Origin of the sequence: Streptomyces sp. NPDC091209 (assembly GCF_044757755.1) — a bacterium.
GTDB lineage: Bacteria > Actinomycetota > Actinomycetes > Streptomycetales > Streptomycetaceae > Streptomyces.
In genome coordinates, this window is sequence record NZ_JBIVVR010000015.1 from 119176 (window position 1) to 145551 (window position 26376).

The window sequence follows — 26376 nt, forward strand, 5'->3', positions numbered from 1 at the left end:
ACATGGGACTCGAAGAAAAGCTGCCGAGCGGATTCCTGCTGACCACCGTCGAGCAGGCCGCGGGCTGGGTGCGCAAGGCGTCCGTCTTCCCCGCGACATTCGGACTCGCCTGCTGTGCCATCGAGATGATGACGACCGGCGCCGGGCGTTACGACCTGGCGCGCTTCGGTATGGAGGTCTTCCGCGGGTCGCCCCGCCAGGCCGACCTGATGATCGTGGCCGGCCGGGTGAGCCAGAAGATGGCGCCGGTCCTGCGGCAGGTCTACGACCAGATGCCCAACCCCAAGTGGGTCATCTCCATGGGGGTTTGTGCGTCATCGGGCGGAATGTTCAACAACTACGCCATTGTGCAGGGCGTCGACCACATCGTCCCGGTCGACATCTATTTGCCCGGATGCCCGCCGCGCCCCGAGATGCTGATGGACGCGATTCTCAAGCTCCACCAGAAGATCCAGACCTCCAAGCTCGGCGTGAACGCCGAGGAGGCGGCCCGCGAGGCGGAGGAAGCGGCGCTCAAGGCGCTTCCCACCATCGAGATGAAGGGCCTGCTGCGGTGAGTGACGCGAACGGCAACGGGGTCAACCCCGAGAAGGACCTCGGCGCCTCCAACCTTCCCGGCCAGCGGGGCGACAAGGGCGAGGAGATCCGCGTCCAGCGCGGCATGTTCGGCGCCGAGAACGGCGGCGACACCTCCGGCTACGGCGGCCTGGTCCGCTCGATCCGGCTCCCCGGCGCGGCCGCCCGCCCCTACGGTGGCTGGTTCGACGAGGTGGCCGACGAACTGGAGGGCGCCCTGGAGGAACAGGGACTCGTCCCGGAGAACGTGATCGACAAGACGGTCGTCGACCGCGACGAGATCACGTTCCACGTCGAACGCGAGTACCTGCTCCGCGTCGCCCAGACCCTGCGCGACGACCCGGCTCTCCGGTTCGAGCTCTGCACCGGCGTCTCCGGCGTCCACTACCTGCACGACAAGGGCCGCGAGCTGCACGCCGTCTACCACCTGCGCTCGATCACCCACAACCGGCTGATCCGCCTGGAGGTCAGTGCCCCGGACGCGGATCCGCACGTCCCGTCGCTCGTCTCCGTCTATCCGACGAACGACTGGCACGAGCGCGAGACGTACGACTTCTTCGGGCTGATCTTCGACGGTCACCCGGCACTGACGCGGATCATGATGCCGGACGACTGGCAGGGCCACCCGCAGCGCAAGGACTACCCCCTCGGCGGCATCCCCGTCGAGTACAAGGGCGCCCAGATCCCGGCTCCGGACCAGCGGAGGTCGTACTCATGAGCACGCAGACCCCTTCCGGGGCATCAGCCGCCTCGGCCCGCGAGACGACCGAGGGCACCGTATATACGGTCACCGGCGGCGACTGGGACGAGATCGCCCAGTCGGCGGCCAAGTCCGACGACGAGCGCATCATCGTCAACATGGGGCCGCAGCACCCGTCCACCCACGGCGTGCTCCGGCTCATCCTGGAGATCGACGGCGAGACGGTCACCGAGGCCCGCTGCGGCATCGGCTACCTCCACACCGGCATCGAGAAGAACCTCGAGTTCCGCACGTGGACCCAGGGCACCACGTTCGTGACGCGCATGGACTACCTGACGCCGTTCTTCAACGAGACGGCGTACTGCCTCGCCGTCGAGAAACTCCTCGGCATCACGGACCAGATCACCGACCGCGCCTCGATCATCCGCGTCCTCCTCATGGAGCTGAACAGACTCTCCTCCCATTTGGTGTGCATCGCCACCGGAGGCATGGAGCTGGGCGCCACCACGATCATGATCTACGGCTTCCGTGACCGTGAGCTCATCCTCGACATCTACGAGCTGATCACCGGCCTGCGGATGAACCACGCGTACATCCGCCCCGGCGGACTCGCCCAGGACCTGCCCCCGGGGGCGGTGGACCAGATCCGCGAGTTCGTGAAGAAGATGACGAAGAACCTTCCCGAGTACGACAAGCTCGCCACCGGGAACCCCATCTTCAAGGCCCGTATGCAGGACGTCGGCTACCTCGACCTGGCCGGCTGCATGGCGCTCGGTGCCACCGGCCCGGTCCTGCGCTCGGCGGGTCTGCCGCACGACCTGCGCAAGACGCAGCCGTACTGCGGCTACGAGACCTATGACTTCGAGGTCCCGACCGCCGACACCTGCGACTCCTACGGGCGCTTCCTGATCCGCCTGGAGGAGATGCGCCAGTCGCTGCGGATCATCGAGCAGTGCCTGGACCGGCTGCAGCCCGGCCCGGTCATGGTCGCCGACAAGAAGATCGCCTGGCCCGCCCAGCTCGCGCTCGGCCCCGACGGTCTCGGCAACTCGCTCGACCACATCAAGAAGATCATGGGCACTTCCATGGAAGCCCTGATCCACCACTTCAAGCTGGTGACCGAGGGTTTCCGCGTGCCGCCGGGACAGGCGTACGCGGCGGTCGAGTCGCCCAAGGGCGAACTCGGGGTGCACGTCGTCTCCGACGGAGGCACCCGCCCCTACCGGGTCCACTTCCGCGACCCGTCCTTCACCAACCTGCAGGCCATGGCGGCGATGTGCGAAGGCGGCCAGGTCGCCGACGTCATCGTCGCCGTCGCGTCCATCGACCCCGTGATGGGAGGCGTCGACCGGTGACCACCACCCCCGAGGGCGTCAGCCTGGGCATGCCCCAACTGCCCGCGCCCGACTACCCGGCCGATGTCCGGGCCCGGCTGGAGGCGGACGCGCGCGAGATCATCGCCCGCTACCCCGACTCCCGCTCGGCGCTCCTTCCGTTGCTGCATCTCGTGCAGTCGCAGGAGGGCCATGTCACGCGCACGGGACAGCGGTTCTGTGCGGAGGTACTGGGTCTGACGACGGCCGAGGTCACCGCGGTCGCGACCTTCTACTCGATGTACCGGCGCAAGCCGAGCGGTGACTATCAGGTGGGTGTCTGCACCAACACCCTGTGTGCCGTCATGGGCGGCGACGCCATCTTCGAGGCCCTCCAGGATCACCTGGGCGTCGGCAACGGAGAGACCACCGGTGACGGCAAGGTCACCCTGGAGCACATCGAGTGCAACGCGGCCTGCGACTTCGCGCCGGTCGTGATGGTCAACTGGGAGTTCTTCGACAACCAGACCGTCGACTCGGCCAAGCGTCTCGTCGACGACCTGCGCGCGGGAGCGGACGTCGATCCGACCCGCGGCGCCCGGCTGTGCACCTTCAAGGACACCGCCCGGATCCTGGCGGGCTTCCCCGACGAGCGCGAGGGCGCGGTGGAGGCCGGCGGCAGCGCGGGCCACGCCTCACTGGTGGGACTGCGTCTGGCCAAGGGGGAGAGCGCCCCCGCGCGCGTGGTGCATCCGCGAGGCGGAGGCACACCTCAGAACCAGCGGCCCGCCGAGCACCCGAGCTCGCACGACGCGCCGCAGGACACGTCGGCCTCCGACCCGTCCCACCCGGCGGGTCCCGTGGCAGAGGAGGGGGAGTGATGACCTTGGCAGCCGAGATCAACGAAACAAGTCCCGAAAAGCTGCTCGCACCCGTGCTGTCGGCCTTCTGGGACGAGGACAGGTCCTGGTCGCTGGACGTCTACCGAAGGCACGAGGGGTACGAGGGCCTGCGCAAGGCACTCGCCATGTCACCGGACGACCTGATCGCGTACGTCAAGGACTCCGGACTGCGCGGCCGCGGCGGCGCGGGATTCCCGACAGGAATGAAATGGCAGTTCATTCCGCAGGGAGATGGAAAACCCCACTATCTAGTTGTCAACGCCGACGAATCGGAGCCGGGAACCTGCAAGGACATCCCGCTCCTCTTCGCGAACCCGCACAGCCTCATCGAGGGCATTGTGATCGCGTGCTATGCCATCCGGTCTTCGCATGCCTTCATCTATCTCCGCGGTGAAGTGGTCCCTGTGCTGCGGCGGTTGCACGAGGCCGTACGCGAGGCCTACGCGGCGGGTTACCTCGGCGAGAACATCCTGGGCAGCGGACTCGACCTCCAGCTCACCGTGCACGCGGGCGCGGGCGCGTACATCTGCGGTGAGGAGACCGCGCTGCTCGACTCGCTCGAAGGCCGCCGTGGTCAACCGCGGCTCCGCCCCCCTTTCCCTGCTGTCGCGGGCCTCTATGCGTGCCCAACTGTTGTAAATAACGTCGAGTCGATCGCGTCAGTTCCCGCAATTCTCCAAAATGGCAAGGAATGGTTCAGGTCGATGGGAAGCGAGAAGTCTCCGGGCTTCACGCTCTACTCACTCAGCGGCCACGTCGCCAGTCCCGGCCAGTACGAGGCACCGCTCGGCATCACGCTGCGTCAACTCCTCGGCATGAGCGGCGGGATGCGCCCCGGTCACCGGCTGAAGTTCTGGACGCCGGGCGGCTCCTCGACCCCGATGTTCACCGACGAGCATCTCGACGTCCCCCTTGATTACGAAGGAGTGGGCGCCGCGGGTTCCATGCTCGGCACGAAAGCACTCCAGTGCTTCGACGAGACGACCTGTGTCGTCCGCGCCGTCACCCGCTGGACCGAGTTCTACGCCCACGAGTCCTGCGGCAAGTGCACGCCCTGCCGTGAAGGGACGTACTGGCTCGTGCAGTTGCTGCGTGACATCGAGGCCGGCAAGGGCGTCATGTCCGACCTCGACAAGCTCAACGACATCGCCGACAACATCAACGGCAAGTCCTTCTGCGCCCTCGGCGACGGTGCCGCCTCGCCGATCTTCTCCTCGCTCAAGTACTTCCGCGAGGAGTACGAGCAGCACATCACGGGCCGCGGCTGCCCCTTCGACCCGGCCAGGTCCACGGCCTGGGCGGACAAGCACACGGAGGTGAACGCATGACAGTGACCACCAGCGCTCCCTCCGGAGGCGGGGAAGCGGCGGTCCCGCCGGAGGATCTCGTCTCGCTGACGATCGACGGCATCGAGATGAGCGTGCCCAAGGGCACCCTCGTCATCCGGGCCGCCGAACAACTCGGCATCGAGATCCCCCGGTTCTGCGACCACCCGCTCCTCGACCCGGCCGGCGCCTGCCGCCAGTGCATCGTCGAGGTCGAGGGCCAGCGCAAGCCCATGGCGTCCTGCACGATCACCTGTACGGACGGGATGGTCGTCAAGACTCAACTCACCTCGCCGGTCGCCGAGAAGGCACAGCACGGTGTGATGGAGCTGCTGCTCATCAACCACCCGCTGGACTGCCCGGTCTGCGACAAGGGCGGCGAGTGCCCCCTGCAGAACCAGGCGATGTCGCACGGCCAGTCCGAGTCCCGGTTCGAGGGCCGGAAGCGGACGTACGAGAAGCCCGTCCCCATCTCCACACAGGTGCTGCTCGACCGCGAGCGGTGCGTCCTGTGCGCCCGCTGCACCCGCTTCTCCAACCAGATCGCGGGCGACCCCATGATCGAGCTGATCGAGCGGGGCGCGCTCCAGCAGGTCGGCACCGGTGACGGCGACAAGTTCGAGTCGTACTTCTCCGGGAACACGATCCAGATCTGCCCGGTGGGCGCGCTCACGTCGGCGGCGTATCGCTTCCGCTCGCGCCCCTTCGACCTCATCTCCTCGCACTCCGTGTGCGAACACTGCTCCGGCGGCTGCGCGACGCGCACCGACCACCGGCGCGGCAAGGTGATGCGGCGCCTCGCGGCGCCGGACCCCGAGGTCAACGAGGAATGGCTCTGCGACAAGGGGCGGTTCGGGTTCCGGTACGCGCAGCAGCGCGACCGCCTCGACACGCCCCTGGTGCGCAACGCCGAGGGCGTCCTCGAGCCCGCTTCCTGGCCGGAGGCCCTGGAGGCCGCCGCGCAGGGGCTGACGGCGGCCCGCGGCCGGGCCGGAGTTCTCACCGGCGGCCGGCTCGCCATCGAGGACGCCTACGCGTACAGCAAGTTCGCGCGCGTGGCCCTCGGCACGAACGACATCGACTTCCGCGCGCGCGTGCACAGCTCCGAGGAGGCCGACTTCCTGGCCGCCAAGGTTGCCGGACGCGGCCGGGACCTCGACGGGACGGGCGTCACGTACACCTCTCTGGAGAAGGCGCCCGCCGTCCTGCTGGCGGGCTTCGAGTCGGAGGAGGAGGCGCCCGGCGTCTTCCTGCGGCTGCGCAAGGCATGGCGCGGGCACGGGCAGAAGACCTTCTCCCTCGCCACGCACGCCACACGCGGCCTGGAGAAGGCGGGCGGCACACTGCTGCCGGCGGCGCCCGGCACCGAGACCGAGTGGCTGGACGCGCTCGCGAGCGGTGTCGGCCTGGAAGGCGACGGGGCCAAGGCAGCCGAGGCGCTGCGCGCCGAGGGCGCGGTGATCGCCGTCGGTGAGCGGCTGGCCGCCGTGGCGGGCGGGCTGACCGCCGCCGTGCGGGCCGCCACCGCCACCGGTGCCCGGCTGGTGTGGATCCCGCGCCGGGCCGGGGAGCGCGGCGCGATCGAGGCGGGCGCGCTTCCGTCGCTGCTGCCCGGCGGACGCCCGGCAACCGACCCGCGCGCGCGGGACGAGGTCGCGGTCGCCTGGGGCGTATCCGAACTCCCGCACCGCTACGGCCGGGACACCGGCCAGATCGTGGAGGCGGCCGCAGGCGGCGAACTGCGGGCCCTGGTGGTCGCGGGCGTGGAGGTCGCCGACCTTCCCGACCCGGCACGCGCGCGTGCGGCGCTGTCCGAGGTGGGCTTCCTGGTGTCGCTCGAACTGCGGCCCAGTGAGGTCACCGAGCACGCGGACGTCGTCCTGCCGGTCGCCGCGGTCGCTGAGAAGGCCGGAAGCTTCCTCAACTGGGAAGGCCGGGTCCGCTCCTTCGAGGCAGCCCTCAAGCCCGACCAGATGACCCGGCCCCTGGCACCCACCGACGCGCGCGTCCTGCAGATGCTGGCCGACGCCATGGACGTACACCTGGGGCTGCCGGATCTGCGCACCACGCGCGCGGAACTCGACCGGCTCGGTGCCTGGGACGGGCCGCGTGCCACCGAACCCCTGGAGACCGGGGTGCAGTTGCCCCGTCCGGCAGCCGGAGAGGCCGTACTGGCCGGGCACCGGCTGCTGCTCGACCGGGGGCGTCTCCAGGAGGGCGACGAAGCGCTCGCCGGGACCCGGCACGCCGCACACGCGCGCGTGTCGGCCGCCACGGCCGCCGAGGCCGGGGTCAAGAACGGCGACGTCCTCGCCGTGACGGGTCCCGCCGGAGTGGCCGAACTCCCGCTGCAGATCACCGAGATGCCCGACCGCGTGGTCTGGCTCCCGCTGAACTCGACCGGTGGGGGCGTCGCCTCCGACACCGGCGCGCTGCCCGGCGCACTCGTCCGCATCGGCCCGGCGACGATCGCCGCCGAGGCCCCCAAGGAGGTGAAGGCATGACGCCGTACCTCGCCGCTGAAGACCTCTCGATGTTCGGCAACGACCCCTGGTGGCTGGTCGTCGTCAAAGCGGTGTTCTGCTTCGCCTTCCTGATGGTGACCGTGCTCTTCTCCATCGTGTGGGAGCGCAAGGTCGTCGCCTGGATGCAGCTGCGCATCGGCCCCAACCGGCACGGGCCCTGGGGCATGCTCCAGTCGCTCGCCGACGGCGTGAAGCTGATGCTCAAGGAAGACCTCATCGTCAAGCGCGCGGACAAGGTGGTCTACGTCCTCGCGCCGATCGTCGCGGCCATCCCGGCCTTCATGGCGATCGCGGTGATCCCCTTCGGGCCCGCGGACGACGAGGTCTCGATCTTCGGTCAGCGCACCACGATGCAGCTCACCGACCTGCCGATCGCGATGCTCTACATCCTCGCGGTGGCCTCGGTGGGCATCTACGGGATCGTGCTCGCCGGCTGGAGTTCGGGATCCACCTATCCGCTGCTGGGCGGTCTGCGGTCCTGCGCGCAGATGATCTCGTACGAGATCGCCATGGGCGCCGCGTTCGCCTCGGTGTTCCTCTACTCCGGGTCGATGTCGACCTCGACGATCGTCGAGCAGCAGCACGACCGCTGGTACATCGTCCTGCTGCCGGTCTCGTTCCTCATCTACATCGTGACGATGATCGGCGAGACCAATCGCGCCCCCTTCGACATGCCGGAGTCCGAGGGCGACCTCGTCGGCGGCTTCAACACCGAGTACTCGTCGATCAAGTTCGCGCTGTTCATGCTCGCCGAGTACGTGAACATGGTGACCGTCTCGGCCGTGGCGACGACGCTCTTCCTGGGCGGCTGGCGGGCCCCGTGGCCGATCAGCACCTTCTGGGAGGGCGCCAACCACGGCTGGTGGCCGATGCTCTGGTTCGTGGTGAAGGTGCAGCTCCTGCTGTTCTTCTTCATCTGGCTGCGCGGCACGCTGCCGCGCGTCCGCTACGACCAGCTCATGAAGCTCGGCTGGAAGGTACTCATCCCGGTCTCCGTGGTCTGGCTGATGCTCGTCGCGACGGTACGGACGCTGCGCAACGAGCACGTGGCCTTCGCGAACATCGCCCTGTACGTCGGCGGAGGCGTCCTCGTCCTCCTGTTGCTGTCGTTCATCGCGGACATCTTCCGCGACAAGCAGGGGGCTCAGGAGACGCCCGCCGAGCCCGCCGCCTTCGACCCGATGGCCGGTGGATTCCCCGTGCCCCCGCTGCCCGGCCAGGAGCTGCCGCCGGTGCCGCGGCGCCGTTCGCGCCGTGAGCGGGAGCTGGTTGTCAGTGGCGGGTCCGATACTGCGAGTGATGGACCGGTTACCGGATCTCGTGACGGAAAGGAGGGGTCCGATGGCTGAGGAGCCGAAGGAGACCAAACCCGGTTTCCAGAACCCCGTCGCCGGTTTCGGCGTGACCTTCAAGGCCATGTTCAAGAAGCGGCTGACCGAGCAGTACCCGGAGCAGCAGAAGACCACCGCGCCGCGGTTCCACGGCCGGCACCAGCTCAACCGCCATCCTGACGGTCTGGAGAAGTGCGTCGGCTGTGAGCTGTGCGCCTGGGCCTGCCCCGCGGACGCCATCTATGTGGAGGGCGCGGACAACACCGAGGAGGAGCGCTACTCCCCGGGCGAGCGCTACGGTCGCGTCTACCAGATCAACTACGCCCGCTGCATCCTGTGCGGCCTGTGCATCGAGGCGTGCCCCACGCGCGCGCTGACGATGACGAACGAGTTCGAGCTCGCGGACAGCAGCCGCGCCAACCTCATCTACACCAAGGAGCAGCTGCTCGCCGGCCTGGAGGAGGGCATGGTCGAGACACCTCACTCGATCTTCCCGGGCACGGACGAGCAGGACTACTACCGGGGTCTGGTGACCGAGGCCGCGCCCGGAACCGAGCGCCAGGTGGCCGTCTCCAAGGGCGAGTCGCACCCCTCGGCCACTCCTTCGGGTACGGCCGCCGGAGAGGGGGAGAAGGCATGACCGACCTGGCCGCGTACTCCACCTCCACCGGAGAGGCATTCCAGTTCTGGGTGCTCGGCACCATCGCGGTGATCGGCGCCCTGTGCACCGTCTTCATGAGGAAGTCCGTGCACAGCGCGCTGTGCCTCGCCGGGACCATGATCATCCTGGCGGTGTTCTACCTCGCCAACGGCGCGTACTTCCTGGGCATCGTCCAGATCGTCGTCTACACCGGCGCGATCATGATGCTCTTCCTCTTCGTCGTCATGCTCGTCGGTGTCACCGCGGCGGACTCGCTGAGGGAGACCATCAAGGGGCAGCGCTGGCTGGCCCTGGTCTGCGGACTCGGCTTCGGGGTCCTACTGTTCGCCGGAATCGGCAACGCGTCGATCAAGGACTTCAACGGCCTGGCGAAGGCGAACGCGAACGGCAACGTGGAGGGCCTCGCCGCCCTCATCTTCACGAAGTACGTGTTCGCCTTCGAGATCACCGGCGCCCTGCTCATCACGGCCGCCGTCGGTGCCATGGTGCTGACGCACCGCGAGCGCACCGAGCGGCCCAAGACCCAGCGCGAGCTGTCCGAGCAGCGCGTACGTGAGGGCAAGCACGTACCGCCGCTGCCGGCACCGGGTGTGTACGCCCGGCACAACGCGGTGGACGTCGCGGGCCTGCTGCCCGACGGCACTCCGTCCGAGCTGACCGTCAGCAAGACGCTGCGCGACCGCGGGCAGATCCGTGACGTGTCGGCCGAGGCGCTGAACGACCTGAAGGCGCTGGAGCAGCGCGCCGAGGAGCGCCTGGAGCGCACGAAGACGGAGGAGGCGTCCAAGTGAATCCGGTCAACTACCTCTATCTCGCCGCCCTGTTGTTCACGATCGGCGCCACCGGTGTGCTGATCAGGCGGAACGCGATCGTGGTGTTCATGTGCATCGAGCTCATGCTCAACGCCTGCAACCTCACCTTCGTGGTCTTCTCCCGGATGCACGGCAATCTCGACGGCCAGATCATCGCCTTCTTCACGATGGTCGTCGCCGCCGCGGAGGTCGTGGTCGGGCTCGCGATCATCGTGTCGCTGTTCCGTTCCCGCCACTCGGCCTCGGTCGACGACGCCAGCCTGATGAAGCTGTAAGGGGTCGCTGAATCGTGGAGAACCTGATTGCGCTGCTGGTAGCGGCGCCTCTGCTCGGAGCGGTCGTCCTGCTGTGCGGCGGACGGCGGCTCGACGCCGTCGGCCAGTGGATCGGCACCGCGTTCGCGGCCGCCTCCTTCGTGATCGCCGCCGTGCTCTTCGCCGACATGCTGGGGAAGGGTCCTGAGGACCGGACCTTCACGCAGCATCTGTACAGCTGGATCGCCGTCGGACACTTCCGGGCGGACGTCGGCTTCCAGCTCGACCAGCTGTCGATGACGTTCGTCCTGCTGATCACCGGTGTCGGCTCGCTCATCCACCTGTACTCGATCGGGTACATGGAGCACGACGAGCGCCGCCGCCGCTTCTTCGGCTATCTGAACCTGTTCCTGGCGGCGATGCTGCTGCTCGTCCTCGCCGACAACTACCTTCTGCTGTACGTCGGCTGGGAGGGCGTCGGTCTCGCCTCGTACCTGCTGATCGGCTTCTGGCAGCACAAGCCCAGCGCGGCCACCGCCGCCAAGAAGGCGTTCCTGGTCAACCGTGTGGGCGACATGGGCCTGTCCATCGCCATCATGCTGATGTTCACGACCTTCGGGACCTTCGCCTTCGGGCCGCTGCTCGGCGCCGAGGGGCACCCGGGAGTGGCCGGGGACGCCACCCAGGGCAAGCTCACGGCCATCGCCCTGATGCTGCTGCTCGCCGCCTGCGGCAAGTCCGCCCAGGTGCCGCTGCAGTCCTGGCTCGGGGACGCGATGGAGGGCCCGACCCCGGTCTCGGCCCTCATCCACGCCGCCACCATGGTGACCGCGGGTGTCTACCTGATCGTGCGCTCGGCCGCTGTCTTCAACGCGGCGCCCGACGCCCAGCTCGTCGTCACCGTCGTGGGCGGGGTCACGCTCCTGTTCGGTGCGATCGTCGGTTGCGCGAAGGACGACATCAAGAAGGCGCTGGCCGGCTCGACCATGTCGCAGATCGGCTACATGGTGCTGGCGGCGGGCCTCGGCCCCATCGGCTACGTCTGGGCGATCATGCACCTGGTGACGCACGGCTTCTTCAAGGCCGGTCTCTTCCTCGGCGCGGGTTCGGTCATGCACGGCATGAACGACGAGGTCGACATGAGGAAGTTCGGCGGCCTCAGGAAGTACATGCCGATCACGTTCGTGACCTTCGGCCTCGGCTATCTCGCGATCATCGGCTTCCCGGGCCTGTCCGGCTTCTTCTCCAAGGACAAGATCATCGAAGCGGCCTTCGCCAAGGGCGGCACCGAGGGCTGGATCCTCGGCAGCGTGACCCTGCTGGGCGCGGCGATCACCGCGTACTACATGACGCGCGTGATGATCATGACCTTCTTCGGGGAGAAGCGCTGGCAGCCCGACGCGGAGGGCCACGAGCCGCACCCGCACGAGTCGCCCCGGTCCATGACGATCCCGATGATCGTGCTGGCCTTCGGATCGGTCTTCGCGGGCGCCTACTTCAGCATCGGCGACCGCTTCCTGCACTGGCTGGAGCCGGTCACCGGGCACTCGGAGGGCAACTCGCCCGTCAGCGCCCTCACGGTCACCCTGGCCACCATGGTGCTGCTGGTCGTCGGCGCCGGCATCGCCTACCTCCAGTACGGCCGCAGCTCCGTCCCGGTCGTCGCCCCGCGCGGCTCCCTGCTCACCCGGGCGGCCCGACGCGACCTGTACCAGGACGACTTCAACCATGTCGTGCTGGTGCGCGGCGGTGAGCACCTCACCCGCTCCCTGGTGTACGTCGACCACACTCTGGTCGACGGAGTCGTCAACGGGACGGCCGCCTCGGTGGGCGGCCTCTCCGGGCGGCTGCGCAAGCTGCAGAACGGCTATGCGCGCAGTTACGCGGTCTCGATGTTCGGCGGTGCGGCGATCATCGTCGCCGCGACCCTGCTGATGAGGGCGGTCTGATACCGATGTCCTTTCCTCTGCTGACAGCGACGGCGGCGCTCCCGGCCCTCGGGGCGATCGCCACGGCCGCCGTGCCGGCCGCGCGGCGCGTCGCCGCCAAGTGGCTGGCACTGTCCGTCTCCCTCGGCACCCTGGTGCTCGCCGCGGTCACCCTGGTGCGTTTCGACCCCGGCGGCGACCGTTACCAGCTCACCGAATCCCACGCCTGGATCCCGGACTTCGGGGTGAGCTACCAGCTGGGCGTGGACGGGATCGGGGTGGCGCTCGTCGCGCTCACCGCGCTGCTGATGCCGTTCGTGATCCTGGCGGGCTGGCACGACGCCGACCCGCACGAGACCGGAAGCAGGCGCTGGCGTCCGACCCAGGGTTTCTTCGCCCTGATCCTGGCCGTCGAGGCGATGGTGATCATCTCCTTCGAGGCCACCGACGTCTTCCTCTTCTACGTCTTCTTCGAAGCCATGCTGATCCCGATGTACTTCCTGATCGGTGGCTTCGGGGACCGCGCCCACGAACACGGTGACGCGGCGGCGGCGACCCAACGCTCGTACGCCGCGGTGAAGTTCCTCCTCTACAACCTGGTCGGCGGCCTGATCATGCTGGCCGCCGTGATCGGCCTCTACGTAGTGGCCGGAAGCTTCTCGCTCCAGGAGATCGTCCAGGCCCGGGCCAACGGGTCGCTGCACATGGCGACCAGCACCGAGCGGTGGCTCTTCCTCGGCTTCTTCTTCGCCTTCGCGGTGAAGGCACCCCTGTGGCCGCTGCACACCTGGCTGCCCAACGCCATGGGTGAGGCCACCGCGCCGGTCGCCGTGCTGATCACGGCGGTCGTCGACAAGGTCGGCACCTTCGCGATGCTCCGCTTCTGCCTCCAGCTCTTCCCGGAGGCGAGCAAGTGGGCGACGCCCGTGATCCTCGTCCTGGCACTGATCAGCATCATCTACGGGGCGCTGCTCGCGGTCGGACAGCGGGACATCAAGCGACTGGTCGCCTACGCGTCGATCTCGCACTTCGGGTTCATCATCCTGGGCATCTTCGCGATGACCAGTCAGGGCCAGTCGGGCGCCACGCTCTACATGGTCAACCACGGGATCTCGACCGCCGCCCTGATGCTGGTGGCCGGCTTCCTGATCTCGCGGCGCGGCTCGCGTCTGATCGCCGACTACGGAGGGGTGCAGAAAGTCGCCCCGGTGCTCGCCGGCACCTTCCTGATCGGCGGCCTCGCGACGCTGTCGCTCCCGGGTCTCGCACCCTTCGTGAGTGAATTCCTGGTTCTGGTGGGCGCGTTCGAGCGCTACCCGGCCGTCGGCATCGTCGCCACCTTCGGCATCGTCCTCGCCGCGCTCTACACCCTCGTCCTCTACCAGCGGACGATGACGGGCCCGGTCAAGGCGGAGGTCGCCGAGATGCCCGACCTCAGGGTGCGCGAGCTCCTGGTGGTCGCCCCGCTGATCGCTCTGCTGATCTTCCTGGGCGTCTACCCGAAGCCGCTCACCGACATCGTCAACCCGGCGGTCAACCAGACCATGTCAGATGTACACAAGACGGACCCCCAGCCCGCGGTGGAGGCGGCCAAGTGAGCGCATCAGCCGTCCACAGCCTGTGGACAACGGCGGCAACCGCAGCCGAGCCGATCTCCAAGATCAACGCACCGAAGATCGAATATGGGCAATTGTCGCCCACCTTGATCGTCATCGGCGCGGCGATCATCGGGGTGCTGGTCGAGGCCTTCGTGCCGCGCAAGTCGCGTTACTACGCACAGGTGTTCGTCGCCGTCGTCGCACTGGCCGCGGCGTTCGCCGCGGTCGTCGCGCTCGCGGCGGGCGGATACGGCACGACAAAGGCGCACATCGCCGCGATGGGCGCGATCGCCGTCGACGGACCATCCCTGTTCCTCCAGGGCACGATCCTGCTCGCCGGTATCCTCGGCGTCTTCACCTTCGCCGAGCGGCGCCTCGACCCCGAGGCGCACGGGAACCGGGTCGACTCCTTCGCCGCGCAGGCCGCGTCCGTGCCCGGCAGCGACAGCGAGAAGGCCGCCGTGAAGGCCGGGTTCACCACCACCGAGGTGTTCCCGCTGCTGCTCTTCGCGATCAGCGGCATGCTGGTCTTCCCCTCGGCCAACGACCTGCTGACCCTGTTCATCGCGCTGGAGGTCTTCTCCCTCCCGCTGTACCTCCTGTGTGCCGTGGCCCGCCGCAAGCGGCTCATGTCGCAGGAGGCCGCGGTCAAGTACTTCCTGCTCGGCGCCTTCGCCTCCGCGTTCACGCTCTTCGGCATCGCCCTGCTGTACGGCTACGCGGGCTCGGTGTCGTATGCGACGATCGCGCACGTCGTCGACGGCACGGTCACGAACGTCGACCCGGCGCTCGCCGGCACCATGGGCAACGACGTACTGCTGCTCATCGGAATGGCCTTGATCGTGATGGGTCTGCTCTTCAAGGTCGGCGCCGTGCCCTTCCACATGTGGACACCGGACGTCTACCAGGGCGCGCCGACCCCGGTCACCGGCTTCATGGCGGCGGCGACCAAGGTGGCCGCGTTCGGCGCGCTGCTGCGCCTGCTGTACGTCGTCCTGCCGGGCCTGCGCTGGGACTGGCGGCCGGTCATGTGGGCCGTGGCGATCGTCACCATGCTGGGCGGCGCGATCGTCGCGATCACCCAGACCGACATCAAGCGGCTCCTGGCGTACTCGTCGATCGCGCACGCCGGATTCATCCTCGCCGGTGTCATCGCGACCTCGCCGGACGGCGTCTCGTCGGTCCTCTTCTACCTGGGCGCGTACTCGTTCGTCACGATCGGCGCCTTCGCCGTCGTCACGCTCGTGCGGGACGCGGGCGGCGAGGCCACGCACCTGTCCAAGTGGGCGGGTCTCGGACGCAGGTCTCCGCTGGTGGCCGCGGTGTTCGCGGTGTTCCTGCTGGCCTTCGCGGGGATCCCGCTCACCTCGGGGTTCGCCGGAAAGTTCGCCGTGTTCAAGGCGGCGGCCGAGGGCGGCGCGGGCGCACTGGTCGTGGTCGGTGTGATCTCGTCGGCCATCGCGGCGTTCTTCTACATCCGCGTGATCGTGCTGATGTTCTTCAGCGAGCCGAAGCCCGAGGGGCCGACGGTCGCCGTGCCGTCCCCGCTGACCACGACGGCCATCGCGGTGGGGGTGGCGGTCACGCTGGTGCTCGGTGTCGCGCCGCAGTACTTCCTGAACCTGGCGAGCCAGGCCGGGGTCTTCGTGCGCTGAGCAGGGCCTTGCGCGGTTCGGGCCCCGCTCCCTCCAAGGGGAGCGGGGCCCGAGGCGTTCTCAGTGGGCGGAGTGGGCGGTGGCCGACGATGCGGAGGGGGCCTTGCCCGACGCGCCGGAGGGGGCCTTGCCCGACGATCCGGAGTGGGTTGTGCCGGACGAGTGGGACTGAGCCGGGGCGGCCGGGCACTTCACCCTGGGGTTCCAGCGGTTGAACAGGCCGCTGGGATTGTGCTTCCAGAGCCAGACGTGCAGGTCGTAGTGGATCGGCATCCCGGGGTAGTGACCCGGCATCGGACCGTCGAACTTCTGGCCGCCGAACATCGAGGGCCGGTCCTTGGTGGTCTTCATGTTCTGGTCCGAGTCCAGCACGATCCACTCCACCCCGGCCAGCTTGCGCTTGCCGTCCTTGCCGTCCTCGAAGAGGAGGGCCGCGGGCTTCGCCGGGTCGAGCGAGCCGTAGCGGGACTCGTTGAAGTAGTGGTAACCCATGCTGCCGTGTCCCGCGGGATCCGTGGAGCACTGATGAGGGACGTATCCGTCGGCGAGGGCGACCTTCTCGTCGAGGTACTTGACGCTGGCCATGTACGCCGTGGCCAGGTCGCGGATCTCCTTCCGGTCGGCCGGACCGTCCGAGGCCGGGGCGGGCACGGCGGACAGGGCGAGCGAGGCGGCAGCGGCTGTCACGAGGGTGAGGGCGGTCCTGAGGGGGCGCTGGGACATGCGAAGGCTCCTAGAGACGCTTGACAGGTGCACGGACGGCGCGGGTCCGTCGGATGCGGGCCCCCTCCTCCCGCCCGAGCAGCATGGCCCTCGGCCACGAAGGGCCGCCATGCAAGCGGGTCCAACGGGTTGAACCCGGGAGGGGCGCGCCGTGCAGGGGAGTGAGAGGGGTCTGGCGCCGGTACGTAGGGAAGCCGGTCCCTCGCAGCCTGTGGACAACTCTCGGACTGTCGGTGCGGACCCCTATCGTGGACGCAGTGGTCGAGGCGCGACGTACGGGGGACAGAACGATGGGCGGGACGGGTGTGATGACCGAAGCGGACGCGACGGAGACGCTGGGCGAGAGCGAGGCGCTGGCCACTCTCCACCGGGTCTTCGGGTACGACGCCTTCCGCGGCGAGCAGGAAGCGATCATCGAGCATGTGGTGGCGGGCGGTGACGCCGTCGTCCTGATGCCGACCGGTGGCGGAAAGTCCCTGTGCTACCAGATTCCTTCCCTGGTCAGACCGGGTACGGGCATTGTGGTCTCCCCGCTCATCGCGCTCATGCAGGACCAGGTCGACGCGCTGCGGGCGCTGGGCGTGCGCGCCGGGTTCATGAACTCCACTCAGGACTTCGACGAGCGGCGCGTCGTCGAGGCGGAGTTCCTGGCCGGAGAGCTGGACCTGCTCTACCTGGCCCCGGAGCGGCTGCGTCTGGACAGCACGCTCGACCTGCTGTCCCGCGGGAAGATCTCGGTCTTCGCGATCGACGAGGCGCACTGTGTGGCCCAGTGGGGCCACGACTTCCGTCCCGACTATCTGGCGCTCTCCCTGCTCGGCGAGCGCTGGCCGGACGTCCCGCGCCTCGCGCTGACGGCCACGGCCACGCGTGCGACGCACAAGGAGATCACCCAGCGCCTGGGCATGCCCACGGCCCGCCACTTCGAGGCGAGCTTCGACCGCCCCAACATCCAGTACCGGATCATTCCCAAGGCCGACCCGAAGAAGCAGTTGCTGTCCTTCCTGCGCGAGGAGCACGCGGGCGACGCGGGCATCGTGTACTGCCTCTCGCGCAACTCGGTGGAGAAGACGGCCGAGTTCCTCTCCCGCAACGGCGTCGAGGCCGTGCCGTACCACGCGGGTCTGGACTCGGGCACCCGTGCCGCGCACCAGTCCCGCTTCCTGCGGGAGGACGGCCTCGTGGTGGTCGCCACGATCGCCTTCGGCATGGGCATCGACAAGCCGGACGTACGGTTCGTCGCCCACCTGGACCTGCCGAAGTCCGTCGAGGGCTACTACCAGGAGACGGGCCGCGCCGGCCGTGACGGGCTCCCGTCCACGGCCTGGATGGCATACGGCCTCCAGGACGTGGTCCAGCAGCGCAAGATGATCCAGGGCTCGGAGGGCGACGAGGCGTTCAGACGCCGGGCCGCCGCCCATCTGGACTCGATGCTCGCCCTGTGCGAGACGGCCCAGTGCAGGCGCTCCCAGCTCCTCGCCTACTTCGGCCAGGACCCCAACACCCCGGCCTGCGGCAACTGCGACACCTGTCTGACGCCCCCGGAGACCTGGGACGGTACGGTCGCGGCGCAGAAGCTGCTGTCCACGGTGGTGCGCCTCCAGCGCGAGCGGGGCCAGAAGTTCGGCGCGGGCCAGATCGTCGACATCCTGCTGGGGCGGAAGACCGCCAAGGTGATCCAGTTCGACCACGACCAACTGTCCGTCTTCGGCATCGGCGAGGAGCTGGCGGAGGCCGAATGGCGCGGTGTCGTACGGCAGATGCTGGCTCAGGGGCTGATCGCGGTCGAGGGCGAGTACGGCACGCTGGTGCTGACCGACGCCAGCGGGACCGTGCTGCGGCGCGAGCGCGATGTGCCGCTGCGCAAGGAGTCGCCGAAGCCGGCCGCGTCCCGGTCGTCGGCACCCAAGGGCGAGCGCAAGGCCAAGGCCGCGGCTGCCGAGCTGCCCCCCGAGCTCGTCCCCGCGTTCGAGGCGCTGCGTTCCTGGCGCGGTGAGCAGGCGCGTGAGCAGGGCGTCCCGGCGTACGTCATCTTCCACGACGCCACGCTGCGGGAGATCGCCACGGTGTGGCCCACCTCGGTGAAGGACCTGGGCGGCATCAGCGGAGTGGGCGAGAAGAAGCTGGCGACCTACGGGGAGGGTGTCATCGGGGTGCTCGCCTCGCTGGGCGACGGCGCGCCCGCACCCCGGACTGTCCCCGGCGCACCCGCGGCGCCGTCGGCAGCCACCGGCACACCCGCAGGACGGTCGTCGGCCGCGGGCAGACCCGTGCCCGCGTCGGTTCCGGCGGCCACTGCGGGACCGGACCCTGACTGGCCCGAGCTGGACCAGGAGCCGGAACCCGAGGACTGGATGTAGCGGCACCGGCCGGGACCCGGGCGGCTGATCAGGCATGGGCAGGAGCGCCAGGCGTTGATCGGGTCGGTGCACGGGTGCTGGGTGGTGGAGCGGGTCGGCGCGGGGGCGCCAGGCGGTGATCGGGTCGGCGCGGGGTGCCGGGCGGCCGGTTCGTCCGAGCCTCCCGGACTGCTTCACCGGGGGCACGGTGGCCAGGATCCTGGCCACCGTGACACGGACCTCGTTTCCCCGGGAGGAACCCCTACTGGGGGACGGCCTGCGTGATGCGGCCCCGGACCTCGCCGAGGCCCACCCGGGTTCCGCCCGGCCCGGGGGCCCAGGCCGTCAGGGTGACCTCGTCGCCGTCCTCCAGGAACGTGCGCTTGCCGTCGGGGAGTTCGAGGGCGTCGCGCCCGTTCCAGGTGAGTTCGAGCAGGGAGCCGCGCTCGCCCTCGGAGGGGCCGCTGACGGTTCCGGAGCCGTAGAGGTCACCGGTGCGCAGGGAGGCTCCGTTGACCGTCATGTGGGCAAGCTGCTGCGCGGCCGTCCAGTACATGGTGGAGAAGGGCGGTTCGGAGACGACGTGGCCGTTGATGGCGACGGAGATCCGCAGGTCGTAGCCGCCCGGGTCCTCGGAGGCGTCGTCGAGATAGGGAAGGAGGGGGTGCGTGCGGGCGGGAGACGCCACGCGGGCCTCGTCGAGGGCGTCGAGCGGGGTGATCCACGCCGACACGGACGTGGCGAACGACTTACCGAGGAACGGGCCGAGGGGGACGTACTCCCAGGCCTGGATGTCCCGTGCCGACCAGTCGTTGAGGAGGCAGAGGCCGAAGACGTGGTCGCGGTAGTCGCCCAGCCGCACCGGCCGGCCCTGTTCCGAGGGGGTGCCGACCACGAAGCCGACCTCCGCCTCGATGTCCAGGCGGATCGAGGGGCCGAAGACGGGGGCGGCGTCCGCGGGGGCCTTGCGCTGGCCCGACGGGCGTACGACATCCGTGCCAGAGACCACGACCGTGCCGGAGCGGCCGTGATAGCCGATCGGAAGGTGCTTCCAGTTGGGCGTGAGGGAGTCGGCGGCGTCCGGGCGGAAGATCTGGCCGACGTTCCGGGCGTGGTTCTCGGAAGCGTAGAAGTCGACGTAGTCCGCGACCGTGAACGGGAGGTGCAGCGTCACCTCGGAGAGCGGGTGGAAATGGGGAGCGAGGGTCTCCCGGTGGGCCGGGACGGTCACCCAGGCCGTCAGCGCGCGCCGGACATCGGACCAGGCGGTGCGGCCCGCGGCGAGCAGCGGGTCGAGGCTCGGCTGAGCGAGCAGCCCGGCGTACGGGGAGCCCAGCGAGCGGGCCGCGGCGCCCGCGTCGAGGACGTGGTCCCCGAGCCGTACGCCGACGCGCCGTTCGGGGGCGCCGGCCGGGCCGGCCAGGGAGAACACGCCGTACGGCAGGTTGTGCGGGCCGAAGGGATCGCCCTCGGGGACATCGAAGGGGGGCATCGGTTGGTGCCTCGCTTTCGGATTCGTACGCGCCATGTGATCGATGCGTTCCACGCGTTTCATGTGGTCGGGGCACACGTTACGGGGGAGTGACCATGCTGTGGCAGGGCCTAAAGAGTTTGCAATGTCCGAATTGGCCTTGTCGGACGCGGTAATTCCGGCTTAGCGTCCTTTGGGGGACACGGACGGGGTGGGTCCGGTCCGTAGGGGGGACATGTGGGGGGACCCATGGCCAGGAGCTCCAGGAGTGTGCCGGTCGACGTCGACCGGGAAGTTCCGGGCCTCATAGTGAAGTTCGGCGACTACCCGCTGCACCACGGCGGTGTGGGCGCCATACGGAGTCTGGGCCGACTCGGCATTCCGATGTACGCGATCACCGAGGACCGTTACACACCGGCCGCGAGCTCGCGCTATCTGCGGCGCGCCTTCGTCTGGCCGACCACCGGGACGGAGGAACCGGAGCGGCTCGTCGAGGGGCTGCTGCGCATGGGCCGGCGCATCGGCCGTCCCACGGTCCTCGTCCCGACGGACGAAGAGGCCGCCGTACTGATCGCCGAGCACCAGGAGGAACTGGCCGACCGTTTTCTCTTCCCGCGGGTGGACGCCAAGCTGCCGCGCCGGCTGGCCAGCAAGCAGGGGCTGCACGAACTGTGCGTGGAGCACGGCATCCCCAGCCCGGAGGCGGCCTTTCCCCAGTCGTACGACGAGATCGAGGCGTTCGCCGAGAAGGCGCGCTTCCCCGTCGTCGCCAAGAACCGCGAGGCGTTCGTGCGCCGCAGCAGCCCCGCGGTGAACGGCACCACGAAGATCGCGACCCGCGAGGGACTGCTCACCCTCGCCCGGGAGTGGGGCGCGCAGCCCGGCGTGATCCTCCAGGAGTACCTGCCGCGGGAGGAGGCGGAGGACTGGATCGTGCACGCCTACTTCGGCGCGGACTCGGCGCCGCTCGCGATGTTCACGGGGGTGAAGGTCCGCTCCTGGCCGCCGCACGCGGGCATGACGGCGAACGCGTACGTCGTGGACAATCCGGAACTCGCGGACCTCGCCGCGCGTTTCATCAAACAGATCGGCTTCAGCGGAATCGTCGACCTCGACCTGCGGTTCGACCGCCGCGACGGTCAGTACAAGCTTCTCGACTTCAACCCGCGCGTGGGCGCGCAGTTCCGGCTCTTCGAGAACGAGTCGGGGATCGACGTCGTCCGTGCCATGCATTTGGACGTGACCGGACGTGCCGTTCCCGAGGGGGAACAGCGGGCCGGTCACCGTTACATCGTGGAGAACATCGACCTGCCGGCTCTGCTCGCCTACCGGCGCAGCGGCTATACGACCCCGCACGCGCCGGCCCGCGCGAGCGGTACGGAGCTGGCGTGGCTCGCGGGTGACGACCTGCGGCCGTTCTTCACGATGCTGGCCCGCTTCGTGGGGCCGGGAGCGAAACATCTCTATCAGCTGTGGCGGACCAACCGCCGCGGCAGCACGAACAGTTCTACCGCGAAGTAGGCGTAGTACGTCCTGGGGAGGGGACTTCGTGATTCATCCGGTAGCAGTCATCGGTGCGGGGCCGTTCGGCCTGTCCACCGCCGCCCATCTGCGGGCGCGTGGTGTCCCGGTGCGTGTCTTCGGCGAGCCCATGGTCAGCTGGCGTGACCACATGCCCGAGGGAATGCTCCTCAAGTCGACCCCGGCCGCGTCCAGTATCGACGCTCCGCAGCAGGGGCACACGCTCGGAGACTATTGCACCGCGGCGGGCATACCGCGCCTGGTCACGGACGAGGACATCATCCCGGTCGACACGTTCATCGCGTACGGGGAGTGGTTCCAGCAGAAGCTGGTGCCCGACCTGGAGCGGGTGCGGGTCGTGTCGATCGACCGGAAGGGCGGCCGGGAGGGGGCGGGCCGGTCCGAGGGGTTCGAACTCAAGCTGGACTCGGGGGAGTCGTTCACCGCGCGGGCGGTCGTGGTGGCCACCGGGCTCTCCGGGCTGGCCCATCTGCCTCCCGAGCTCGCGGGGGCGGCGGCCGACGGTCCCACGCCGACCGGCCCGGTCTCGCACAGCTCGCAGCAGCACGACCTGAGCCGCTTCTCCGGCAAGGAGCTGATAGTCGTCGGCGCGGGGCAGTCCGCCCTGGAGACGGCGGCACTCGCGGCGGAGGCCGGCGCGCAGGTGCTGGTGGTGTCCCGGGGCAAGGGCGCCGTCGACTTCGGCGCGCCGCCGTGGAAGCAGCCCAGGTTGCGTCCCGAGTCGCCGTTCGGGCGCGCCTGGTCCCTGTGGGCGCTGAGCTACTATCCGCAGCCCTATCGCTATCTGCCCGCCCAGGCCCGGCACTACCTGGTCCGCCGGGTGCTCGGTCCGCTCGGTGCCTGGTGGCTCCGTGACCGTTTCGAGGGCAAGGTCGCGGTCCGTGAGGTCCAGCGGATCGTCGGCGCCTCGGCCCCCGACGGCAGCCCGGTCCTCACGGTGCAGACCCATGGCGGCCGGGTGGACGAGATCTCCGCCGATCATGTGATCGCGGCGACCGGCTATCGCGTCGACATCGCCGCGATGGACTTCCTCGGGCACGAGCTCCGCGCGGAGCTGGCGGTGAGCCGCGGCACACCGAGGCTGGGTGCCGGGTTCCGGTCCTCCGTTCCCGGGCTGTACTTCACGGGTCTGCCTGCGGCGGCCTCGTACGGGCCGGTGATGCGCTTCGTGTGCGGGACGGAGTTCGCCTCCTCGCGGCTGGCGGGGCATCTGGTGGCGGCGCACGGGTGAGGTGAGGGACGGCCGGCGGTGAGCACGGCCGACGCTGCGTGCGGCCGAGGGTGAGCACGGCCGACGGTGGGTGCGGCCGAGGGTGAGCACGGCCGACGGTGGGAGCGGCTGAGGGGCGGCGGCCGTCGCCCCTCAGCCGGCTGGTCCCTTCGGGCGGCCGGGGTGTGGACCCGCGGCTCCTTGGGGGCTGCCGGCTCCTCGGAGCGGCGGGTGCCTCCGGGCGGATAGGTTTTCGGCCCTCGGTTCCTCGGGACGGCTGGGTCCTCGGCCGCTGGCTCCTTGGGGTGCCGGTTCCCTTGGCTCTCGGCCTTCGGCTCTCGGCCTTCGGCCCTCGGCCCTTTGTCCACGCCCTCACGTCGACGCGCTCGAAGTTGATCCCGTCCGTGGGGGCTTGGGGGGCTCAACAAATACGGGCCCAACAGGCGTGTCTCTCCTCGGACTTGGCGATGATCCCCGGCGATTCCCGTCGAGATGCGTGCCGTTACCGAGTCGGCCGGTCAGGTCGGCCTTTCATCGGCTCGGCCTGTCGCCGAGTGACCCGTCACCGAGTTGGCCTGCCGCCAGGGCGTGTTGGGGTGTTGTGGTCGGTCGTGTGCGGGAAAGTCGGTGTGGGCGGAAGCGGACCGTGCGTGATCCGAAGCGGTCGCAACGCGCTTACCACCGTACGGTGAACGGCGTTGCTGACGGGATACCGGACGTCGTCCGGTTCACGCCGGGCCGATGAGTCGTTCGATCCGTATTCTTCGGATCATGGCCGCTCCGACTGCATATTCACTCATCGCCACTGACCTGGACGGAACGCTGCTGCGCGGCGACGACACACTCTCCGACCGGTCACGCGCCGCGTTGGCGAAGGTGATCCAGGCGGGTGCCCAGCACCTCGTGGTGACGGGCCGCCCCGCACCGCGGGTGCGACCGCTCCTCGATGAACTCGGCGGTGAGGGACTGGCGGTGTGCGGGCAGGGGGCGCAGCTGTACGACGCCGGAGCGGACCGCATGCTGTGGTCGGTGACCCTGGACAGGGAACTGGCGGAGACGGCACTCGGCAAGATCGAGGCGGAGGTCGGGCTGCTGTACGCGGCGGTCGACCAGGACGGCGTGGACGGACTGACGCTCATCGAGCCGGGGTATGTGATGCCGCATCCGACCCTGCCGGCCGTGCGGGTGCCGCGCCGGGACGACCTCTGGACGGAGCCGATCAGCAAGGTGTTGCTCCGTCACCCGTCCCTGTCCGACGACGAGTTGGCCTCGGCGGCGCGGGGAGTGGTCGGTTCGCTCGCGACGGTCACCATGTCGGGGCCCGGTACCGTCGAACTCCAGCCATGCGGGGTGACCAAGGCGACGGGCCTCGCTCTGGCCGCCGCGCACTTGGGACTCACCCCGTGCGCGACGCTCGCCTTCGGTGACATGCCCAATGACATCCCGATGTTCGACTGGGCCGCCCGCGGCGTGGCGATGGCCAACGCCCACCCGGAACTGAAGGCGGTGGCCGACGAGGTCACCCTGTCGAACGAGGACGACGGGATCGCGGTGGTCCTGGAACGCCTCTTCGGCTTCTAGCGGCGCCGACGCACCCGTCGGCGGCACCGGGAAGGTGCCGCCGACGGGTGCGGGCGAAGCCGAGGAAACCGGGGTGCGATCAGTAGGCGCCGTTGACGTTGTCGATGGAGCCGTAGGTCTTGGCCGCGTAGTTGCAGGCAGCCGTGATGTTCGCGACCGGGTCGTAGATGTTCATCGACGTGCCGGCGACGTGGAAGGCCTGGAACGTGGGGTCGATGACCTGGAGCAGCCCCTTGGAGGGGATGCCCGCGGCGGCGTTGGAGTCCCAGTTGTTGATGGCGTTGGGGTTGCCGGAGGACTCGCGCATCACGTTGCGGTAGATGCCGTCGTAGCTGCCCGGTATGCCCGCCTTGGCCATGACGTCCAGGGACTGCTTGATCCAGCCGTCGAGGTTGTTGGCGTACGTCTTGAGAGACGCCTGGGTGGCGGTGGCCACCGTGGACTTGGCGACGGCCGGGGTCGCGTTCGCCGTGGTCCGCACAACCGTCGACTTCAGCTTCTTCGTGCCCACGGTCAGCTTCAGGCCCGGACGGATCAGTGCGGGGTTGTCGCCGATGACCGCGCGGTTCGCCGCGTACAGCTTCTTCCAGCCACCGCTCGCGGGGTGCTTCTGTGCCACCTTGGAGAGGGTGTCGCCCGCGACCACCTTGTAGGTGACGAGCTGCACGTTGGGGATCACCGCGGTGTGGGCGGCCTTCGTGAGCTGCGGGGCCTGCGCCGGAGTCGCGGCGTGGGCGCCGGTGGCGCTCACGAGCGGAAGGGCGAGGGCGATGCCACCGGTTCCGGCGGCGATCATGCCCCGGGTGATGACGTTGGTCTTCATGCGGCGGTGCTTGCCTCGTACGGGCATGACGAATTTCCTCTCCGACGCCTGCGAGGTGAGCTGTCGGGTTCGGGCGGGAGATGCCCGGCCGCGTTATAGGCGCGGCTTCACCCCTAGCCGGTCCGGTGTGTCCGGATCGGCGGCTTACCTGTGGTTCCCCCGCTCCTGCCGTGCGTGGGTTGGTGGGTTGCCGGGCGGCGGCAGGATTCGGCGATCCGCCCGGGATCGACCAGAACGTATGCGAGAGCACATGTCCGGAACAAGGCCAGATTTGACTGCGAAGATCGCTTTCGCCTGGTTAGAGCCCGGGGAAAAAGTCCGATTGCGCCGGAATTGGATCCTCAACTTGCCTTTGGCAAAGGGGTTGGTCGGAAGGCGGCGCGAGGTGGCACCCCGGCTCGCTGGTGACTCAATTCACGAGACCAAGGGTCATCAAGGCGGCATGCGGGGTAATTCGGGCATTGCGCTTCGGGTGGTGGTGGGGCGCGGTGCCCTCGGAGGACGTCGAGCGGCCCCTCGCGCAGCGAGATTCGTGGCGCGGGACACGTCGGGCGCGGCCCGTCGGGGGCCGCGGCGCGGGCCGGACGCCGGCCGGGCTCGGTGACCCGAAGCGGGCCGCTCCGGGCGCGGGGCCGAGTCCGTGCAAGCCGGACCGAGTTGCTCCGTCGCCGGGCCGAGCGCGACCCGAGCCCCGCTGAGCGCGGGGCGAAGTGCGGTCCGTGGCACCGGTGTTCGGCGTACGCGCGGGATGTCAGTGTCGGGGCGTACGACAGTCCGGCGTGGGGGTGTGCGGCGGACCGGCGCGGGGGTGACCGGTGGACTGGCGCGGTGCGACCGGCGGACCCGCGCGGGGGTGACCGGTGGACTGGCGCAGTGCGACCGGCGGACCGGCGCGGGGAGGCCCGGTGTATCGGAGTTGGGACGCCCAGGCCGATCGGAGTCGGACGCGCGACGCACAGGGAGCTCACGGGGGCCAACTCCCTTCCCCGTAAACCCTGTCGGCCAGGCCAGGCCCTGTCGGCCAGGCCAGGCCCTGTCGGCCAGGCCAGGCCCTGTCGGCCAGGCCAGGCCCTGTCGGCCAGGCCAGGCCCTGTCGGCCAGGCCAGG

Annotated in this window: 20 protein-coding genes and 1 riboswitch; of the genes, 17 read left to right on the forward strand and 3 right to left on the reverse strand. The window is 69.4% G+C overall.

The genetic code is table 11. The features are described 5' to 3' along the window. Window positions 1–2: 2 nt before the first annotated feature. The 13 genes from ACIQRL_RS34305 to nuoN are packed head-to-tail and all read left to right on the forward strand — an operon-like array spanning window position 3 to window position 15580. Window positions 3–557 (forward strand): NADH-quinone oxidoreductase subunit B family protein, encoded by a 555-nt coding sequence (locus ACIQRL_RS34305; protein ID WP_003998928.1) that lies wholly within the window; start codon window positions 3–5, stop codon window positions 555–557. Beyond that, window positions 554–1294: an NADH-quinone oxidoreductase subunit C gene (locus ACIQRL_RS34310; protein WP_401338910.1), complete on the forward strand. Its 741-nt coding sequence runs from the start codon at window positions 554–556 to the stop codon at window positions 1292–1294. Before ACIQRL_RS34305 ends, ACIQRL_RS34310 begins: the two co-directional genes overlap by 4 nt. Continuing rightward, a complete protein-coding gene (locus tag ACIQRL_RS34315) occupies window positions 1291–2631 on the forward strand; it encodes an NADH-quinone oxidoreductase subunit D (protein ID WP_401338912.1) in 1341 nt (446 codons plus the stop codon). Before ACIQRL_RS34310 ends, ACIQRL_RS34315 begins: the two co-directional genes overlap by 4 nt. Further along, complete coding sequence (gene nuoE / locus ACIQRL_RS34320) at window positions 2628–3470, forward strand: NADH-quinone oxidoreductase subunit NuoE (protein ID WP_401338913.1); 843 nt, start codon at window positions 2628–2630, stop codon at window positions 3468–3470. Before ACIQRL_RS34315 ends, nuoE begins: the two co-directional genes overlap by 4 nt. Next, window positions 3467–4819: an NADH-quinone oxidoreductase subunit NuoF gene (gene nuoF, locus ACIQRL_RS34325; protein WP_401338915.1), complete on the forward strand. Its 1353-nt coding sequence runs from the start codon at window positions 3467–3469 to the stop codon at window positions 4817–4819. Before nuoE ends, nuoF begins: the two co-directional genes overlap by 4 nt. After that, window positions 4816–7320 carry an NADH-quinone oxidoreductase subunit G gene (locus tag ACIQRL_RS34330; protein WP_401338917.1) on the forward strand — a complete coding sequence of 835 codons (2505 nt, stop codon included), beginning with the start codon at window positions 4816–4818 and terminating at the stop codon, window positions 7318–7320. The genes nuoF and ACIQRL_RS34330 overlap by 4 nt, the downstream gene beginning before the upstream one ends. Next, complete coding sequence (gene nuoH, locus ACIQRL_RS34335) at window positions 7317–8690, forward strand: NADH-quinone oxidoreductase subunit NuoH (RefSeq protein ID WP_401338918.1); 1374 nt, start codon at window positions 7317–7319, stop codon at window positions 8688–8690. The genes ACIQRL_RS34330 and nuoH overlap by 4 nt, the downstream gene beginning before the upstream one ends. Beyond that, window positions 8683–9312, forward strand: coding sequence for an NADH-quinone oxidoreductase subunit NuoI (gene nuoI, locus ACIQRL_RS34340; protein ID WP_401338920.1), 630 nt, complete (start codon window positions 8683–8685; stop codon window positions 9310–9312). Before nuoH ends, nuoI begins: the two co-directional genes overlap by 8 nt. Continuing rightward, window positions 9309–10124: an NADH-quinone oxidoreductase subunit J gene (locus tag ACIQRL_RS34345; RefSeq protein WP_401338922.1), complete on the forward strand. Its 816-nt coding sequence runs from the start codon at window positions 9309–9311 to the stop codon at window positions 10122–10124. Before nuoI ends, ACIQRL_RS34345 begins: the two co-directional genes overlap by 4 nt. Then, window positions 10121–10420 carry an NADH-quinone oxidoreductase subunit NuoK gene (gene nuoK / locus ACIQRL_RS34350; RefSeq protein ID WP_355840740.1) on the forward strand — a complete coding sequence of 100 codons (300 nt, stop codon included), beginning with the start codon at window positions 10121–10123 and terminating at the stop codon, window positions 10418–10420. The genes ACIQRL_RS34345 and nuoK overlap by 4 nt, the downstream gene beginning before the upstream one ends. Before the next feature lie 14 nt (window positions 10421–10434). Continuing rightward, window positions 10435–12348, forward strand: coding sequence for an NADH-quinone oxidoreductase subunit L (gene nuoL / locus ACIQRL_RS34355; RefSeq protein WP_401338924.1), 1914 nt, complete (start codon window positions 10435–10437; stop codon window positions 12346–12348). A gap of 5 nt (window positions 12349–12353) precedes the next feature. Continuing rightward, the gene (locus ACIQRL_RS34360) at window positions 12354–13925 is read left to right on the forward strand and encodes an NADH-quinone oxidoreductase subunit M (RefSeq protein ID WP_401338926.1); all 1572 of its coding nucleotides are present in this window, start codon (window positions 12354–12356) and stop codon (window positions 13923–13925) included. Next, window positions 13922–15580 (forward strand): NADH-quinone oxidoreductase subunit NuoN, encoded by a 1659-nt coding sequence (gene nuoN, locus ACIQRL_RS34365; RefSeq protein ID WP_401338928.1) that lies wholly within the window; start codon window positions 13922–13924, stop codon window positions 15578–15580. The genes ACIQRL_RS34360 and nuoN overlap by 4 nt, the downstream gene beginning before the upstream one ends. A 60-nt stretch (window positions 15581–15640) precedes the next feature. Here nuoN and ACIQRL_RS34370 read toward each other — a convergent pair whose 3' ends face one another. Then, a complete protein-coding gene (locus ACIQRL_RS34370) occupies window positions 15641–16303 on the reverse strand; it encodes a hypothetical protein (RefSeq protein ID WP_401338930.1) in 663 nt (220 codons plus the stop codon). Window positions 16304–16593: 290 nt separating this feature from the next. On the opposite strand from ACIQRL_RS34370, the gene recQ reads away from it, so the two are divergent. Then, window positions 16594–18663: a DNA helicase RecQ gene (gene recQ, locus ACIQRL_RS34375; protein WP_401339037.1), complete on the forward strand. Its 2070-nt coding sequence runs from the start codon at window positions 16594–16596 to the stop codon at window positions 18661–18663. A gap of 241 nt (window positions 18664–18904) precedes the next feature. On the opposite strand, the gene fahA is transcribed toward recQ, so the two are convergent. Then, window positions 18905–20134 (reverse strand): fumarylacetoacetase, encoded by a 1230-nt coding sequence (gene fahA / locus ACIQRL_RS34380; protein ID WP_401338932.1) that lies wholly within the window; start codon window positions 20132–20134, stop codon window positions 18905–18907. Between the two features lie 228 nt (window positions 20135–20362). Here fahA and ACIQRL_RS34385 point away from each other — a divergent pair, with 228 nt between their 5' ends. The 3 genes from ACIQRL_RS34385 to ACIQRL_RS34395 all read left to right on the forward strand — a co-directional run bounded on the left by ACIQRL_RS34385 (window position 20363) and on the right by ACIQRL_RS34395 (window position 24446). Beyond that, window positions 20363–21634 (forward strand): ATP-grasp domain-containing protein, encoded by a 1272-nt coding sequence (locus tag ACIQRL_RS34385; RefSeq protein ID WP_401338933.1) that lies wholly within the window; start codon window positions 20363–20365, stop codon window positions 21632–21634. A 28-nt stretch (window positions 21635–21662) separates the two neighbouring features. Further along, window positions 21663–22886: an FAD-dependent oxidoreductase gene (locus tag ACIQRL_RS34390; protein WP_401338935.1), complete on the forward strand. Its 1224-nt coding sequence runs from the start codon at window positions 21663–21665 to the stop codon at window positions 22884–22886. A 750-nt stretch (window positions 22887–23636) separates the two neighbouring features. Continuing rightward, the gene (locus ACIQRL_RS34395; RefSeq protein ID WP_401338938.1) at window positions 23637–24446 is read left to right on the forward strand and encodes an HAD family hydrolase; all 810 of its coding nucleotides are present in this window, start codon (window positions 23637–23639) and stop codon (window positions 24444–24446) included. Between the two features lie 79 nt (window positions 24447–24525). On the opposite strand, the gene ACIQRL_RS34400 is transcribed toward ACIQRL_RS34395, so the two are convergent. Continuing rightward, complete coding sequence (locus tag ACIQRL_RS34400; RefSeq protein ID WP_401338940.1) at window positions 24526–25296, reverse strand: transglycosylase SLT domain-containing protein; 771 nt, start codon at window positions 25294–25296, stop codon at window positions 24526–24528. Between the two features lie 3 nt (window positions 25297–25299). Continuing rightward, window positions 25300–25464: riboswitch (cyclic di-AMP (ydaO/yuaA leader) on the reverse strand. Between the last annotated feature and the right edge of the window lie 912 nt (window positions 25465–26376).

What these genes read in the sequence shown, in the direction of transcription:
- ACIQRL_RS34305 (WP_003998928.1), top strand. Translation starts at nt 3, where the DNA reads ATGGGACTCGAAGAAAAGCTGCCGAGCGGATTCCTGCTGACCACCGTC.
- ACIQRL_RS34315 (WP_401338912.1), top strand. Translation starts at nt 1,291, where the DNA reads ATGAGCACGCAGACCCCTTCCGGGGCATCAGCCGCCTCGGCCCGCGAG.
- ACIQRL_RS34330 (WP_401338917.1), top strand. Translation starts at nt 4,816, where the DNA reads ATGACAGTGACCACCAGCGCTCCCTCCGGAGGCGGGGAAGCGGCGGTC.
- nuoH (WP_401338918.1), top strand. Translation starts at nt 7,317, where the DNA reads ATGACGCCGTACCTCGCCGCTGAAGACCTCTCGATGTTCGGCAACGAC.
- nuoI (WP_401338920.1), top strand. Translation starts at nt 8,683, where the DNA reads ATGGCTGAGGAGCCGAAGGAGACCAAACCCGGTTTCCAGAACCCCGTC.
- ACIQRL_RS34345 (WP_401338922.1), top strand. Translation starts at nt 9,309, where the DNA reads ATGACCGACCTGGCCGCGTACTCCACCTCCACCGGAGAGGCATTCCAG.
- ACIQRL_RS34360 (WP_401338926.1), top strand. Translation starts at nt 12,354, where the DNA reads ATGTCCTTTCCTCTGCTGACAGCGACGGCGGCGCTCCCGGCCCTCGGG.
- ACIQRL_RS34370 (WP_401338930.1), bottom strand. Translation starts at nt 16,303, where the DNA reads ATGTCCCAGCGCCCCCTCAGGACCGCCCTCACCCTCGTGACAGCCGCT.
- recQ (WP_401339037.1), top strand. Translation starts at nt 16,594, where the DNA reads ATGGGCGGGACGGGTGTGATGACCGAAGCGGACGCGACGGAGACGCTG.
- fahA (WP_401338932.1), bottom strand. Translation starts at nt 20,134, where the DNA reads ATGCCCCCCTTCGATGTCCCCGAGGGCGATCCCTTCGGCCCGCACAAC.
- ACIQRL_RS34385 (WP_401338933.1), top strand. Translation starts at nt 20,363, where the DNA reads ATGGCCAGGAGCTCCAGGAGTGTGCCGGTCGACGTCGACCGGGAAGTT.
- ACIQRL_RS34395 (WP_401338938.1), top strand. Translation starts at nt 23,637, where the DNA reads ATGGCCGCTCCGACTGCATATTCACTCATCGCCACTGACCTGGACGGA.
- ACIQRL_RS34400 (WP_401338940.1), bottom strand. Translation starts at nt 25,296, where the DNA reads ATGCCCGTACGAGGCAAGCACCGCCGCATGAAGACCAACGTCATCACC.